Origin of the sequence: Providencia sp. 21OH12SH02B-Prov, assembly GCF_027362595.1 — a bacterium.
Lineage (GTDB): Bacteria > Pseudomonadota > Gammaproteobacteria > Enterobacterales > Enterobacteriaceae > Providencia > Providencia zhejiangensis.
In genome coordinates this window covers 1967665-1984098 of sequence record NZ_CP114796.1, presented here as the reverse complement: position 1 = coordinate 1984098, position 16434 = coordinate 1967665, and the positions used below count along the sequence as shown (strand labels likewise).

The window sequence follows — 16434 nt, the reverse complement described above, 5'->3', positions numbered from 1 at the left end:
GAGTATTACATGTCAGATAACAGCCAAAAAAAAGTCATCGTCGGTATGTCCGGTGGTGTTGACTCATCCGTTTCAGCTTATTTGCTCCAGCAGCAAGGGTATCAGGTTGTTGGTCTGTTCATGAAAAACTGGGAAGAAGATGACGATGAGGAGTATTGCTCCGCAGCGACCGACTTGGCTGATGCGCAGTCCGTTTGTGATAAATTAGGTATTGAACTTCATACCATCAATTTCGCAGCAGAATATTGGGATAATGTTTTTGAACATTTCCTGTCTGAATACAAAGCTGGACGCACACCAAATCCAGATATTCTATGCAACAAAGAAATTAAGTTTAAAGCATTTCTTGAATTTGCAGCAGAAGATCTCGGTGCAGATTATATTGCAACTGGTCATTATGTCCGCCGTCGTGATGTTGATGGTAAAAGCCAATTACTTCGCGGCTTGGATAGTAATAAAGATCAAAGTTATTTTCTTTATACACTCAGCTATGAACAAATCAGTAAAAGTCTGTTCCCTGTTGGCGAATTAGAAAAACCTGAAGTTCGCCGTATCGCTGAAGAAATTGGATTGGTCACCGCAAAGAAAAAAGATTCAACCGGTATTTGTTTTATTGGTGAGCGAAAATTCCGCGATTTCCTTGGTCGTTATTTACCTGCACAGCCAGGTCCTATTGTTACTGTTGAAGGTGAAACCATCGGCGAGCATGAAGGATTGATGTACCACACGCTCGGTCAGCGTAAAGGACTTGGTATTGGTGGGACAAAAGAAGGTTCAGATGAACCTTGGTATGTCGTCGATAAAGATGTTGAAAATAATCAGCTGATTGTTGCGCAAGGCCATGAGCACCCAAGACTAATGTCTACAGGACTGATCGCACAACAATTAGACTGGGTTGATAGAGAGCCATTAACACAAACACTACGCTGTGTTGTTAAAACGCGCTATCGCCAAGCAGACATCCCTTGCACTGTTACCCCGCTCAATGAAGGTAAAGTTGAAGTCACTTTCGACTATCCAGTGGCGGCGGTTACCCCAGGTCAGTCTGCTGTGTTTTACCTTGATGAGGTATGCTTAGGTGGCGGTATTATTGAATCCCGTATTCAGGAGTAATTGTGGCTAAAAATTATCGCGATATTACACTTGCGCTCGCGGGCATTTGCCAAGCAAGTCACATGGTACAGAAACTTGCTCAAGAAGGTATTTGTAATGACCATGACCTTGAAGTCATGGTCAACAGTTTAACTAACATGAATCCGTCTTCAACGATTGATGTTTATGGTAACGACCCTGCGAATCTAAAAGTCGGACTAGGTGCGATGCTCAGCATGTTATCAGGCGGTAATAGCGGTAGTGGTTTATCTGCCGAAATGACCCGCTATATGTTAAGTATCATGGTGCTAGAACGACGTCTCAATAAAGATCAACAGGCCATGAACCAACTTGGACAACGTATTGAACAATTCGAGCGCCAAGCGGATTACTTTGAACCGATGTCTGAAGGTGTGTTTAATGCATTAGCCGGAATTTATGTGGATGTGATCAGTCCACTCGGTCCACGTATACAAGTTACAGGTTCCCCTGAAATTTTAAAAAATTCACTCGTGCAAGCCAAAGTCAGAACGCTCTTGCTGTGTGGTATTCGAAGTGCTGTATTATGGCAGCAAGTTGGGGGAAGCCGTCTGCAATTAATGTTTTCCCGAAGCCGTCTGAGTCATCAGGCGAAAGAAATTTTGTCTCACCTTTAAATCTGGAGTTGCTACCAATGGAATTATCCTCACTGACCGCTGTATCCCCGATTGACGGCCGTTACGGTGATAAAGTCAGCGCACTACGCACTATTTTTAGTGAGTTCGGCTTACTGAAATTTCGCGTTCAGGTTGAAGTTCGCTGGCTACAAAAACTGGCGGCAACCGCCCAAATCAAAGAAGTTCCATCATTTGATGCTGACGCAAACGCTTACCTAGATGAAATAGTCGCGAACTTCTGCGAAAAAGACGCAATGCGTATTAAGGAAATAGAGCGTACCACCAACCATGACGTTAAAGCGGTTGAATACTTTCTAAAAGAGAAAGTGGCACAAGTCCCCGCCTTGCACGCCGTTTCTGAGTTTATCCATTTCGCTTGTACCTCTGAAGATATCAATAACCTTTCGCATGCATTAATGCTAAAAACAGCCAGAGAAGAGGTGTTACTGCCTCAATGGCGTCAAATTATTGATAAAGTGAAAGCAATGGCGCATGAATATCGTCATCTCCCTCTGCTTTCACGTACTCACGGCCAGCCGGCGACACCTTCTACCATTGGTAAAGAGTTTGCCAATGTTGCTTATCGTATGGAGCGTCAATATCGCCAGTTAGAGCAAGTGGAAATTTTAGGTAAGATCAATGGTGCTGTAGGTAACTACAACGCACACATTGCGGCTTATCCTGAAGTTAACTGGCATGAATTTAGTGAGACTTTTGTGACCTCTTTAGGGATCACATGGAACCCATTCACCACACAAATTGAGCCTCATGATTACATCGCTGAACTATTCGATTGCGTCGCTCGTTTTAATACTATCGTATTAGACTTTGATCGTGATATTTGGGGTTACATTGCGCTCAATCACTTCAAGCAAAAGACAATCGCTGGTGAAATCGGTTCTTCAACCATGCCACATAAAGTCAATCCAATTGATTTTGAAAACTCAGAAGGTAATTTAGGTTTGGCGAATGCCGTACTTAACCACCTTGCTGGTAAATTGCCTGTTTCGCGTTGGCAGCGTGACCTAACGGATTCTACGGTGTTGCGTAACCTTGGCGTCGGTCTTGGCTACGCTTTAATTGCCTACCAATCGACTCTTAAAGGCTTGAATAAGCTAGAAGTTAATGAGCAGCATCTGCTCGATGAGTTAGATCAAAACTGGGAAGTTCTGGCTGAGCCAATTCAAACCGTTATGCGCCGTTATGGTATTGAAAAACCATATGAAAAGCTAAAAGAGCTAACACGCGGTAAGCGAGTCACTGCGGAAGGCATGAAACAGTTTATTGATGGATTAGACCTCCCTGAAGAAGAAAAGACGCGCTTGAAAGCAATGACACCTGCCAATTACATCGGTTACGCTGTCACTTTTATTGATGAGTTAAAATAGCGTTTTATTTCAATAAGTCTTAGTGGAATCAAGTAGGCGAAGAATTCTTCGCTTACTTTTCTCTTTTTTTGACATATCTCTGTTTTGTTTGCCTTTGGTTTACTTAATCTCTTGTTGTAAAGCACATATCTTTTTACCATATCCCCTCTAGTGCGACTATTATGGCGATAACTATCGTCAAGTAACCTGTAATTCTTCTTTAATATGAGGTTTTAGATGCGAATTCTTATCGTTGAAGACAATGCTCTTCTTCGTCACCACTTAACTGTACAACTTAAAGAACTGGGTCATCAAGTTGATGCAGCTGAAGACGCTAAAGAAGCTGACTATTTTCTACATGAAAGCCGCCCAGATATTGCAATGGTTGACCTCGGCTTACCCGATGAAGATGGTTTATCCATGATTAAACGCTGGCGTAGCACACAAATCAATATCCCTGTTTTAGTGCTGACAGCGCGTGAAAGCTGGCAAGAGAAAGTACAAGCATTAAACAGTGGTGCAGATGACTATGTCACCAAGCCTTTTCACCTTGAAGAGCTAGTCGCTAGGATGCAAGCATTGATGCGGAGAAACAGTGGACTTGCCTCTCAAATTTTAGAGTTAGATGGCTTTGTCATTGATTTATCAAGAAAAGAATTTATGGTAAATGGTGAGTCCGTTAAATTAACTGCTTTTGAATACACCATTATTGAAACCTTGCTCCGCAATAACGGCAAAGTGGTCAGTAAGGATTCCTTAATGCGTCAGCTGTACCCTGACGCGGAGCTGCGTGAGAGTCACACTATTGATGTATTAATGGGGCGGTTACGGAAGAAAATACAACAATTCCACGCAAAAGATGTGATAGTGACAGTCCGTGGACAAGGCTATCGCTTTGATGTGAATGGCTAATATGCGTTCAAAAAAATTTAAACTTAAACCTTTATCGCTGAGAGCACGTTTTTTATGTGCCACCTCAGCGGTTATCCTCGCGCTTACGCTTTCTTACGGTATCGTTGCGATATTAGGCTATCTGATTAGCTTTGATAAAACCACATACACCTTACTTCGTAGCCAAAGTAATCTTATTTATAGCCTAGTTCAGTGGCAAAATAACAAAATTGATATTCGTGTACCGCCAAATTTCACACTGAATAATCCAACACTTATCATCATTTATAATGAAAATGGACAAGTACTTTGGCGACAACGTGAAGTGCCTAATGTCGAAAATCTTATTCGTCGTGATTGGCTAAAAAAAGAAGGCCTGTACGAAATTGATACCGATATTGGTGAAACACGCCAGCTGTTACAAAATAATCCGGAATTTAACAGCAAGTTAGATGATATGAACCACAACGATGAGCCATTAACGCATTCCGTTTCAGTAAACCAATATGGCGCAACAGAAAATCTCCCTCCCCTTACTATTGTTGTGGTTGATACGTTACCCCAAGACTTACAAAAAACAGGCTTAGTTTGGGAGTGGTTTGGTTATGTGCTGCTGGCTAACTTAATTTTAGTGATTCCACTACTTTGGCTGGCTGCATATTGGAGTTTACGTCCAATAAAATCTTTAGTATCACAAATTAGTAGCCTCGAAAAAGGCGAACGTGAAATGTTGGATGAAAACCCACCAAATGAATTACGTGGCTTAGTTCGCAATTTAAATAACTTGCTGACTAATGAACGCAAACGTTATAGCAAATATCGCACTACCCTTTCTGATTTAACACATAGCTTAAAAACGCCTTTGGCCGTTTTGCAATCGACTTTGCGTTCACTGCGAACAGGGAAGCAAATGACCATTGAGCAAGCAGAGCCTATCATGTTAGAACAGATTGGTCGTATCTCTCAACAGGTTGGTTACTATTTACACCGTGCTTCTACTCAAGGCGATAATAACCTGATGTTACGCGAAATCACCTCAGTCCCCTCTGTGTTAGATAGCCTTGCAAGTGCTTTACATAAAGTCTATCAAAATAAAGGCGTGTCGATTACAGTCGATATTTCTCCTGAAATCACCTGGTTAGGCCAACCGAATGACTTTATGGAAGTCATGGGTAATATTATGGAGAATGCGTGTAAATATTGCCTTGAATTTGTCGAGGTGACAGCAGCTGTTGGGCAAGATAGTTTAGTGATTACTGTTGATGATGATGGGCCTGGCGTGCCAGAAAGCCAGCGTAATATCATTTTCGTCCGTGGACAACGCGTAGATACGTTACGCCCAGGTCAAGGCCTTGGATTATCCATTGCCCTTGAAATTATTGACCAATATGACGGTAATATCACGATCAGTGATAGCCCACTTGGCGGCGCCAGAGTACAAGTGACTTTCCGTCGACAGAGTGTCAATGAAGATAGTTAATCTGTGATCATCGTGTCTGTTTACCATCTGCCGTAGTGGCAAATTCAGGTATACTATCAACAGATATGTTAACCTAGGACAATAAGATGGATTATAAACTGAATCTTGACTGGCAGAGTTTTCTCGATAGTCATTGGCAGAAACGCCCTTTACTCATCAAAAACGGTTTTACACGTTTTATTGATCCTATCTCGCCTGACGAACTCGCGGGACTAGCGATGGAAGATGAAGTTGATAGCCGCCTTGTCAGCCACAATGAGGGCATATGGCAAGTGGCTCATGGTCCTTTTGAAAGCTATGAGCATTTAGGCGAAGAAAACTGGTCTATTTTAGTGCAGGCAGTAGACCATTGGCATCACCCAAGTGCAGCTTTGATGAAGCCTTTTAGAGTCTTGTCTGATTGGCGAATGGATGACCTCATGATCTCCTATTCTGTGCCGGGGGGTGGTGTTGGGCCTCATTTGGACCAATATGATGTCTTCATTATCCAAGGTGAAGGCCGTAGACGTTGGCGTGTTGGTGAAAAAGTGCCGATGAAACAGCATTGCCCGCACCCTGACCTTCTTCAGGTTCAACCATTCGATGCGATTATCGATGAAGAAATGGAGCCGGGTGATATTCTGTATATTCCACCTGGATTTCCCCATGAAGGTTATGCGATTGAACCATCATTAAACTACTCTGTTGGTTTCCGAGCGCCGAATACACGTGAACTCATGAGTAGCTTTGCAGATTATCTGATCTCAAATGACTTAGGAAGTTATCGTTACAGTGACCCAGACTTGTCATTTAGAGATAACCCTGCCGAGATTTTACAAGGCGAGCAGATTAAGTTACGGGAAATGATGGAATCTATGCTGCATGAACCAGACGTTTTCCGTAAATGGCTGGGTGAATTCATTTCTCAGTCACGTCATGAACTGGATCTTGCACCACCGGAACCACCTTATGAGCAAGACGAAATCTATGACCTTCTCAAAACTCAGCAAGAGACCTTATATAAACTCAATGGGTTGAGAGCACTACGAGTTGGCGACCAGTTTTTTGTCAATGGCGAATGCCTAGAAACAACTTGCTATGAAGCTGCTGATAGCCTATGCCGTTACGATTCCGTTAACGTTCAGCAACTCGGTGATGCTATTGATGATGTGAATTTTATTGCGTTAATCACAGCACTAATCAATAGCGGTTATTGGTATTTCGATGATTAATTAAATATTTCTATCATACCGTACCTTATGTTCTCCATAAGGTACGGTAACAATGCTATTTACTGCTCGTTTTTTGCTCTTTGCGCAGTCAATTCAGCGATACGCATAATCACTTCTACCGCTTTCTCCATGCCTTCTAATGTAATAAATTCATGTTTACTATGGAAATTATAGCCACCCGTGAAAATATTCGGGCAAGGCAGTCCTCGATAAGATAATTGAGCACCATCAGTACCGCCACGAATAGGTTGAATAATGGGTTCAATACCACAATCCTTCATAGCTTGATGAGCAATTTCAATAACATGTGGGTGTTTCATCACTTCTTTATGCATGTTGTAATAACTATCATCGATCGTCAGCTCAATATAACAGCTGGGATGTAGACCTTGCCCTACTTTCTCTGCAATACGAATGATATTTTTCTTACGTGCCTCAAAGCCCTGACTATCAAAATCACGAATAAGGTAATTCATTTCTGCTTTTTCAACAGAGCCTTTCATTGAGTTTAGGTGATAAAAACCCTCATAACCTTCCGTATTTTCAGGTGTTTCTTCTTTTGGTAATTCAGCATGGATACGATTTGCTAATGCTAAAGCATTCACCATCACCCCTTTAGCTGTTCCCGGATGAACGTTATTTCCTACGATTTTTATAGCGACATTAGCGGCATTAAAATTTTCATATTCGAGTTCACCGACAGCACCACCATCCACCGTATAAGCCCAACGAGCATCAAAAACTTTTAAATCAATATGTTGTGCCCCTCGGCCAATTTCCTCATCAGGCGTAAAAGCAAGACAAATTTTACCATGTGGAATTTTATTCTCTTTAAGACGAACTAAAGCCGTAATGATCTCTGCAATACCCGCTTTATCATCAGCGCCCAGTAATGTCTTGCCATCGGTCATGATCAGCGTTTTACCAATCATTTCATGTAAGACCGGAAACATTACGGGCGATAACACTTCGTCACCAATCCCTAGAGCAATATCACCACCACGATAATTTTCCAAAACTTGTGGAGCCACATTTTTACCTGAAAAATCAGGTGACGTGTCTAAATGTGAAATAAAGCCGATGGTGGGAACTTCCCAATCAACATTGGCGGATAAGCAAGCCGTTACACACCCATACTCAGAAAGCGCGACGTCTTCAAAGCCCAACATTTTTAATTCATTGACGAGAGCACGAGCAAATTTTAATTGCCCTGTGCTACTAGGTACTGTTTTTGCGTTGAGTTTTGATTGTGTGTCAAAAGCGGTATACTCAAAAAACCGCTCTAAAAGTTTATCCATGCTTTATTCCCCCCTAATATTTATTGCCTTATTATGGGGATGAACGTATCAACAATTCTTGTTTCAAATCACTTTTGCGGTTAATCACAAATCGTTTTAGACAAAAACATCGTAGAGATGATAATAAAATAGCCTTATTGAATAATTTTTATAAACCTATTTTTCTCGTTATTCTCTATTGGTGACGATAAATAGGTAAATTTGTCATTATTATTTCAATTCAAATTTCATTTTAATCTATTTAAAATAACGAAATAACTAATACCTTATACGTTGAAACAGTTAACGTTTTATATTAATTTACAGACGATTATTTCGGACGTGAATGTGCCCCAATAGCTTCTCCTTTCGACTGTTCATTTAATGTCGATGTTGCAGCCAATATCTCTGTTGATGTCTCTAATAATGGCATGACCAACTCTGCAAATCGATGAGCTTCTTCTAAGTGTGGATAACCCGATAAAATAAATTTGGTGATACCGATAGCTTGGTATTCCTTTATGCGTGAGACAATTTGTTGTGGATCCCCTACCAGTGCCGTTCCTGCCCCAACACGCACTAAACCAATCCCCGCCCATAAATTAGGCGCTATAAATAAATTCTCTCTTGAACCTTTATGCAGGGCCTGCATACGAGCCTGCCCCTTCGAGTCCATCCGTGCAAAGGTCGCTTGTGCCTGTGCAATGGTATCATCATCAAGATGAGCAATCAGTTTGTTGGCTTCATCGATAGCTTCTTGTTCAGTCTCTCGCACAATGACATGTAGGCGAATACCAAACTCCAGACAATGACCTTTATCGGCTGCGTGTTGCTTAACCTGATTAATTTTTTCAGCGACCTCTGCCAATGGTTCACCCCATGTTAAGTATGTATCAACATATTCTGCGGCAATTTCCATTGCTTCAGCCGATGAGCCTCCTAAATATAGCGCGGGTCCTGAAGGTTGTAGCGGCGGATACAGTAGATGGGCATTTTCAACTTGAATATAGTCACCTTGATAATTAACTTGTTGGCCATTCATTAGCGGTTTATAAACTTCAAGGAACTCTTTCGTCATATGATATCTTTCTTGATGATCGAAAAAGAGGCCATCACCTTTATTTTCTATCGGATCCCCGCTTGTCACCACATTTATCAGCACCCTTCCACCAGAAAGCCTATCCAGTGTTGCTGCCATACGCGCCGCAAGACTTGGTGGTTGTAAGCCAGGCCTAACCGCGACTAAAAATCGTAATTTTTGTGTCACTGACACCAGTGCTGCCGCGGTTACCCATGGATCCTCACATGCCTTTCCTGTGGGAACGAGCACACCATGAAAACCAATATTATCTACCGCTATCGCGAGCTGTTGTAAATACGCTAGAGTGACCGCACGTCCCCCTTTTGACGTTCCTAAGTAGCGTCCATCTCCCTGCGTCGGTAAAAACCAAAATAGTTGTTGTTTTTGCGGTATTGCCATTTTTAAATATGCCTTATTCTTGTTACCATTAAAATGTTTTTAGCTATCTTGCTGATTAATGTTTATCAACCCATTAGCTCACATTGAAAATATAATAATTATCGATTAAGAAACGCTTCCCTACATCTACATTATATTGACAAGGAGCTCTATAAAAATAAATTTCATTTTAATTCATCTATTAATAAAAAATATCAGGGTACTATTTCAAGCCCTATTAATTTTTATCTTTTATTAAAATAAAAACTTACTTCATTATAATGACAGCGGTGTTAGTCATATTTTCAATCAAGCCACAATAAAACTTTGTTGGATGAAAAATGCATTGATTTTAAAGAGTCGCCACTCAAAAAGACATTGAACATATTAATCATTCATTCCCATTAATTATTTGACACTTAATAGGTGTTATTTAATTAATTTGAACATTAAATATTTATACTAACAGTAACCACAGCTGTACTATAATTACATACTTGCCATCCACATTAACGGATAATGACTTTATTTATTACCTGTATAGACTCTACATTGACTCACAACAACTCCTAAACAGCTTTAATCAGTTGAAAATAAAGAGAATAATGATGAAAAAAACATTTTTAGTGTATGGTGTTAGTAAAGGATTAGGAAAAGCACTCATAGAGGGTATTCCTACGGCTCAAGATACTATTTATGGGGTTTCTCGTTCAATTCCTCAATTCATTGGCGATAACTTCCATTGGATTCAAACTGATTTAGCAGATAACCATTCAGCGCAAACTGTCAAAACCATTCTTCAAGATACGCCCATTGATTGTCTCATCTTTAACGTCGGTATTTGGGAAAAACATGCTTTTACTGATGAATATCTGTTTGAAAAAACAGAAGACACTGAAATAGTCAATATGATTCAGACCAATATTAGTGCCTGTATCTTGCACCTTAAAGCAATGTTGCCAAACCTACGTCTTGGAAAAAAGAGTAAAATCATTTTAATTGGTTCAACTTGGGGTTTGGATAACCATAATGGTCATGAAGTGACTTTCTCTGCTTCAAAATACGCATTACGCGGTATTGTTCAATCGTTAAGGGAAACACTACGCCAAGATAAAATCGCTATCTCAGTTATAAACCTCGGTTATTTAGCAACTGAATATGATTTATCAACGCCTATCGAAGATGTTATTTCACGAACTGAAGGAGCACTGATCCCATTACAAGACGTATTAAATGCGGTGAAGTTTATCTTAAGTACTAGTGATGCGACCTGTGTAAAAGAAATTACCATGCCAGCTATGTTAGATGAGAACGTCTAATATAAATTCATAAGCATGATGATGTGAGGGGGAGAAGCATCCCTCACATACAGGGGTTTATCATTGACTTTCGCGAGTCGAACTCAATTCACTCATAAGCTGATTGACGTAATCCACCACCACTTGGCTAGCAAGACCATAATGCTTCTCTTCAAATTCACTTTCAACTTGACTCGGCTCTAGATTAAGCTCAACGGTATGTGCCCCATTTAACCTCGCTTCATGCACAAAACCCGCAGCGGGGTAAACATGTCCAGAAGTGCCAATTGCAATAAAAATTGTCGCTTCTTCAAGCGATTGGTAGATTTGGTCCATACCAAAAGGCATCTCACCAAACCAGACGATATGGGGTCTTAGTGGTTGAGGAAATTGGCAACAATGGCAGCGTTCTTCCACGCTGAGATCCCCTTTCCATTCCACGACTTGATTTGACCAACTACAACGTACCTTCAATAATTCACCATGCATATGCACAATACGTTTGCTGCCCGCACGTTCATGTAAATTATCAATATTTTGAGTAACGAGCAGAAAGTTATCGCCTAGCAACGCTTCTAACTGTGCTAATGCAAAATGTGCAGGGTTTGGTTTAATATTTTCTTGTTGCAGCTGACGGCGACGCTCATTATAAAAACGTTGTACTAATTTAGGGTCTCGCGCAAATCCTTCAGGGGTTGCAACATCTTCAACACGATGTTCTTCCCATAATCCATCGGAGGAACGAAACGTTTTAATGCCTGATTCGGCTGAAATTCCGGCTCCTGTTAATACGACTACTTTCACATTTTTCATATTGGTTATTCTATTTTCACTGTAAAAAAAACGTTTGCGATCTCGTTGACGACGTAACATTTTAATTTTTTTAAGTTTCTTTAGCCTATGACGAAAACGCAACATCGATATACTTCCTTCTTCCATGTCTTTATAGCACAGATGCCATACAGTACCTTGAATAACAAGGTTGATGACTCAAACCTAAATCGAATGTAAGTATAACGCAATAGATAACAACAGAAAGTGTGAGGATGAATGTTTAGCGACAATTTTAATTAAGGATTATGAAAACACGCTCTTTTACAAAATAGTGTATTTTCATCGACCATCAAATATCGAAGTCTTGAGTGAGACGAGCTAAAATAGCCTCACTTTACGCACGTCTTAATTATTTCATCACAGATAAAAGGTTAGCATGGAAAAATTATTTGAAAAAACGATGTATGCTTCACGTTGGTTACTCGCACCTGTCTATTTTGGGCTATCACTGACCTTATTAGCGTTAACCATTAAGTTTTTCCAAGAGCTGTGGCACGTTATCCCCAATATATTTTCTATTCCTGAACCTGATTTAATTCTGATCTTATTATCTTTAATTGATATGGCATTAGTCGGCGGTTTGCTCGTGATGGTGATGTTTTCAGGATACGAAAATTTTGTATCTCAACTTAATATCTCTGACAGCAGCGAAAAATTGAACTGGCTAGGTAAAATGGATGCCACCTCGCTAAAAAATAAGGTCGCAGCCTCAATCGTCGCAATCTCTTCGATTCATTTATTAAAAGTGTTTATGGACTCAAAAAATATACCTGATAATAAGTTAATGTGGTATGTCATCATCCATCTAACCTTTGTTCTTTCTGCATTTGTCATGGGTTACCTTGACCAATCGATCATGAAAAAAAGCAAATAGCCCTCTTGATTAAAGGAAGAGTCAATGCTCTTCCTTTAAAACACATTTTACGACATGAAAAATCATTCTTGTTGAGGAATAATAATCTTCAATTTATAGATAAATGAGCATAACAATGAGCAAACATTTTGTTGGGCAATATGAGGCAGAAATTAAGTTCAAATTACCTCACCACCAGCAATTTTTACACGCTATCAAGGCTAATGGCGCCGACCTTTTTACTGCCGACAATACGGAAACTGACTACTTTTTTGATACCCCAGATCAGCAACTAGCGCAACAGGGTATAAGTATGTCAGTACGAGAAATGCACCCTTCAGGAATTAAACTGTGGATAGTGAAAGGGCCTGAAGCCTCTGAATGTAAAGCGATTGATATTGAGGATTGTACTCACGTCAAAAAGATGCTCACCACCTTAGGATACCAGTGTTATTTTACTGCCAGTAAAGTGCGTAGTATCTATTTTCTTGGTGATGCTCACATTACCATTGATTATTTGGTCGATATTGGGTGGTTCGCGGAATTTGCGATTATGGCTAACGAATCTCATCTGCTTCCCCAATTAACCCAGCAGATGCTGCGACTCGCTCAGCAATACGGTTTGAATGAAACAATGATTGAACGACGCAGCTATAAAGAGATCCAACTTGCACAGAGCAATATCACTCGCTAAGCATCGCTGGGGCGCTATTCCCCCAGCGAATTACGCTTTATTGACCACTCAAAATACGTGCGGGGTCTAATTTGCTAGCTCTACGCGCTGGATACCAACTAGCGACTAGGCTTAATACTACCGTCGTCAACAACACATACACCACATCTAACAAATGCAGTTGAGAAGGCAGGAAATCGATAAAATACACATCACCTGATAAAATAGGATGGCCAATCACATATTCAAGACCTTTGATGATGGTGGTTAGATTTAAGGAAATCACCACACCCAGTACCGCACCAATACATGAGCCCACTAATCCACTTAACAGACCGTACCACAAAAATATCGCTCTAATTTGCCTGTCTTTAGCGCCCAGTGTACGTAATACCGCAATATCACTGCTCTTGTCCTTCACTGCCATGACCAGTGTTGAAACGATATTGAAACATGCAACGCCGATGACAAGGATCATGGCTAAATACATAATACCGCGCACCATTTGAATATCGTTGTACATGTAACCATAATCGCCAATCCAGCTCTTCACGACGACATGATGCATTGTCTTCAACCCTGCATCATAAACAATTTTATCGGCATTAAACGGATCATCTGCTTTAATTTCAAATCCTGTAATACCCTCGCCATAATCTAAATACGCTTGGGCATCGGCCAGCGGAATCAAGGCCAGTTGATGGTCCAGCAAACCGCTTAAACGAAAAATACCGGCAACCTGAACACGGATCCGTTTAGGCTGTTGTATTTTTAAACTCGCATCCGTATTGGGGATCATAATAGTGACCCAATCGCCTACTGCGACATTCAATGCATTCGCCACGCCTTGCCCCAAAATAATCGATTGTTCCCCAGCCTTAAAATTTTTCCAAGCATCGTCGAGAACAAAATTCGGCAGTTCACTCACCTCAGACTCTGTTTCTGGTGAAACCCCCATTATTTGTATCGCTTTGAGATTAGCTCCTCGCTCTAACAAGCCTGTAAAACCAACATAAGGACTAACGGCTTTAACGCCCGGCGTATTGCGGATCACATTATTTGCATACTGCCAATCTTGATAAGGCGCCTTAACTGCGTAAATTTGCCCATGGGGAACAACTGACAACACACGATTTTTCAATTCACGTTCAAAACCATTCATGGCGCTCAAACCAATAATCAGTACTGCCACACCAAGCACAATACCGAGTGTTGAGACAATAGACACCAGTGATACCATGCCCGTACGACGGCGACCTCGGCTAAAGCGTAGCGCAGTGAGTAAAGTCAGTGGTAATCCAGACATTACACTGCCCCCAGAGTAACATCTTGTTGTAGATGACCATCACGCATTTCTAGCTGGCGAGATAAGCGATGGGCTAATTTCATATCATGGGTCACGACTAGAAATGCCGTACCTTGTGTGCTATTCAATTCACCTAATAATTCAAAAATGGCATCTGCATTACGCAAATCAAGGTTACCTGTTGGTTCATCCGCCAGTACCAGTGCTGGTTGATTCACCAATGCTCTGGCAATCGCCACACGCTGACGTTCGCCTCCTGAAAGCTCAGAAGGACGATGCCCTGAGCGATGAGCTAGCCCGACGGCCTCCAGCATATGAGTTGCACGCTCGAAAGCTTCGGCTTTTTTGATGCCACCAATCAATAGTGGCATCGCTACATTTTCTAATGCCGTAAAATCAGGTAACAAATGATGAAACTGGTAGATAAATCCTAAGTCTTTATTGCGAATAGCCGCTCGTTGATCAGAAGAAAGTCGATTAATATGCTGACCGCGGAAAATCACCTCACCTTCTGACGGTGTATCTAGACCCCCTAATAGATGCAGTAGTGTGCTTTTACCGGAACCTGAGCTACCAACAATGGCCATCATTTCGCCTTCATTCATCGAAAAACAGACATCTTTTAATACTTGTGTTGATAGTGTCCCTTCTTGATAGATTTTACTTAAATGCTCACAGACAAGAAGTGGTTGTTTATTCATAACGTAACGCCTCAGCAGGTTGCACAGCCGCCGCACGCCAAGAAGGATAAAGCGTCGCAAGCAGCGAAATCAGCATTGCGGATATCGCAATAATTAAAATACCAGAAAAATCAAGCACGATAGGTAATTGAACGCCTTTTGGTAACATACCAAATAAAGGCATTAAAATATTCAATTGACTCGAAAGTAGCATACCCAGTAGTGTGCCTATCAGGGTTCCCACAATTCCTGCACCTGCCCCTTGGATCATAAAAATGGCCAAAATACGGCCACGCTTCAGACCTAAGGTTTTTAAAATGGCGACTTCCGCTTGTTTTTCCATCACCAGTAATGACAGTGATGTAATAATATTAAAGGCCGCAACTGCAATAATCAGGCTTAGTAACAAGCCCATCATGTTTTTTTCCATTCTAACGGCTTGGAAAAACTCACCTTTACGTTCTCGCCAGTCAGTCCATACCAATCCTTCGGGTAAACTTTGCTGACTCAATGTGTCGACTTTTAATGGTTCATCGAGAAATAATCGCCAGCCAGTAATATGCCCTGACGGGTAACGCATCATTCTTGCCGCATCATCTTGTGCCACAATCAGTTCGCTCGCATCCGCTTCCCCATTGGTTTGAAATATCCCAGCCACCGTAAATAGACGCTGGCTGGGAATACGTCCCATTGGCGTCAATTGGCTCACACCCGGTATAATTAAACGAACTTCATCACCCCGTTTTAGACCTAAATTTTCAGCTAACTTTTGGCCTAAAAACACGCGGTACTGCCCCGCGACCAATTCTGAGCGCTGCCCATCAATTACATTATCTAGCAAGGGTGACCTTTCCTCTGACGTGACACCCACCATCATGCCTACCCCAACATTCGAACGGCTTTGTAAAACCACATCCGACTGAACAATGGGCGTAATATGTTTAACCCCTTGTAGATGCTGTAAATCCGCTATTGGGTATTTTTTAGGATCGATATGCCCTGAAGCCGATGTTAAAACGGCCTGCGGCATGTAAGAGAGTATGCTATCTTGTAACGAACGTTCGAACCCATTCATGACAGAGGTCACGGTGATCAGTGCAGCGACCCCTAACGTGATACCAATCGCTGATAGACTGGATACAAAACGGCCGAATTTATCGACAGCCCGTCCGCGCATATAACGCAGACCTATAAATATTGAGACAGATTGAGACATGAAATCTGTAACGCCCCTGTTGCCAAAGCGAAGTGTTCAGCGATAATAAAGGGTACGAATGATGAATGGAACCACCCGGCCCCGGTTTTGTGGTTTTTTTTCTTATTGGCACGGCCTGTTTGTCTTACTTTCAGACAATTG

Annotated in this window: 15 protein-coding genes; 9 read left to right on the top strand and 6 right to left on the bottom strand. The window is 41.3% G+C overall.

What is annotated here, in order from left to right; translation table 11 throughout:
- Positions 1–9 precede the first annotated feature (9 nt).
- From mnmA to O7C57_RS09415, 6 genes are all read left to right on the top strand, one after another.
- On the top strand, positions 10–1113 hold the full coding sequence (mnmA, locus tag O7C57_RS09440) for a tRNA 2-thiouridine(34) synthase MnmA (RefSeq protein WP_154624136.1): 1104 nt from the start codon (positions 10–12) through the stop codon (positions 1111–1113).
- Positions 1114–1115: 2 nt separating this feature from the next.
- A complete protein-coding gene (gene hflD, locus O7C57_RS09435) occupies positions 1116–1748 on the top strand; it encodes a high frequency lysogenization protein HflD (RefSeq protein WP_163861391.1) in 633 nt (210 codons plus the stop codon).
- A gap of 17 nt (positions 1749–1765) precedes the next feature.
- Entirely contained in the window at positions 1766–3136 is a 1371-nt protein-coding gene (gene purB, locus O7C57_RS09430) for an adenylosuccinate lyase (RefSeq protein WP_163861388.1), read from the top strand.
- 216 nt (positions 3137–3352) lie between these two features.
- Entirely contained in the window at positions 3353–4027 is a 675-nt protein-coding gene (gene phoP, locus O7C57_RS09425) for a two-component system response regulator PhoP (protein WP_154624138.1), read from the top strand.
- A gap of 1 nt (position 4028) precedes the next feature.
- Positions 4029–5486: a two-component system sensor histidine kinase PhoQ gene (gene phoQ, locus O7C57_RS09420; protein WP_196713177.1), complete on the top strand. Its 1458-nt coding sequence runs from the start codon at positions 4029–4031 to the stop codon at positions 5484–5486.
- Positions 5487–5572: 86 nt separating this feature from the next.
- Positions 5573–6697, top strand: coding sequence for a cupin domain-containing protein (locus tag O7C57_RS09415; RefSeq protein WP_163861383.1), 1125 nt, complete (start codon positions 5573–5575; stop codon positions 6695–6697).
- 59 nt (positions 6698–6756) lie between these two features.
- Here the strand turns inward: O7C57_RS09415 and pepT are convergent, their stop codons facing one another.
- Positions 6757–7995, bottom strand: a complete 1239-nt coding sequence (gene pepT / locus O7C57_RS09410) for a peptidase T (protein WP_196713179.1) — start codon at positions 7993–7995, stop codon at positions 6757–6759.
- A gap of 310 nt (positions 7996–8305) precedes the next feature.
- Complete coding sequence (gene ssuD, locus O7C57_RS09405; protein WP_154622253.1) at positions 8306–9454, bottom strand: FMNH2-dependent alkanesulfonate monooxygenase; 1149 nt, start codon at positions 9452–9454, stop codon at positions 8306–8308.
- Positions 9455–10038: 584 nt separating this feature from the next.
- Here ssuD and O7C57_RS09400 point away from each other — a divergent pair.
- Positions 10039–10752: an SDR family NAD(P)-dependent oxidoreductase gene (locus O7C57_RS09400; RefSeq protein WP_230085859.1), complete on the top strand. Its 714-nt coding sequence runs from the start codon at positions 10039–10041 to the stop codon at positions 10750–10752.
- Positions 10753–10812: 60 nt separating this feature from the next.
- On the opposite strand, the gene cobB is transcribed toward O7C57_RS09400, so the two are convergent.
- Positions 10813–11646 (bottom strand): Sir2 family NAD+-dependent deacetylase, encoded by an 834-nt coding sequence (gene cobB / locus O7C57_RS09395; RefSeq protein WP_195848174.1) that lies wholly within the window; start codon positions 11644–11646, stop codon positions 10813–10815.
- Between the two features lie 295 nt (positions 11647–11941).
- Here cobB and O7C57_RS09390 point away from each other — a divergent pair, with 295 nt between their 5' ends.
- The gene (locus O7C57_RS09390; RefSeq protein WP_154623836.1) at positions 11942–12439 is read left to right on the top strand and encodes a TIGR00645 family protein; all 498 of its coding nucleotides are present in this window, start codon (positions 11942–11944) and stop codon (positions 12437–12439) included.
- A 115-nt stretch (positions 12440–12554) separates the two neighbouring features.
- Positions 12555–13112 carry a class IV adenylate cyclase gene (locus tag O7C57_RS09385; protein WP_269723942.1) on the top strand — a complete coding sequence of 186 codons (558 nt, stop codon included), beginning with the start codon at positions 12555–12557 and terminating at the stop codon, positions 13110–13112.
- A 37-nt stretch (positions 13113–13149) separates the two neighbouring features.
- Here the strand turns inward: O7C57_RS09385 and lolE are convergent, their stop codons facing one another.
- From lolE to lolC, 3 genes are read right to left on the bottom strand one after another with little or no spacing between them, the layout of a single operon-like run.
- Positions 13150–14397 carry a lipoprotein-releasing ABC transporter permease subunit LolE gene (gene lolE / locus O7C57_RS09380; protein WP_154623834.1) on the bottom strand — a complete coding sequence of 416 codons (1248 nt, stop codon included), beginning with the start codon at positions 14395–14397 and terminating at the stop codon, positions 13150–13152.
- On the bottom strand, positions 14397–15098 hold the full coding sequence (lolD, locus tag O7C57_RS09375) for a lipoprotein-releasing ABC transporter ATP-binding protein LolD (protein ID WP_154623833.1): 702 nt from the start codon (positions 15096–15098) through the stop codon (positions 14397–14399). Before lolD ends, lolE begins: the two co-directional genes overlap by 1 nt.
- Positions 15091–16293 carry a lipoprotein-releasing ABC transporter permease subunit LolC gene (lolC, locus tag O7C57_RS09370; protein ID WP_250000392.1) on the bottom strand — a complete coding sequence of 401 codons (1203 nt, stop codon included), beginning with the start codon at positions 16291–16293 and terminating at the stop codon, positions 15091–15093. Before lolC ends, lolD begins: the two co-directional genes overlap by 8 nt.
- Between the last annotated feature and the right edge of the window lie 141 nt (positions 16294–16434).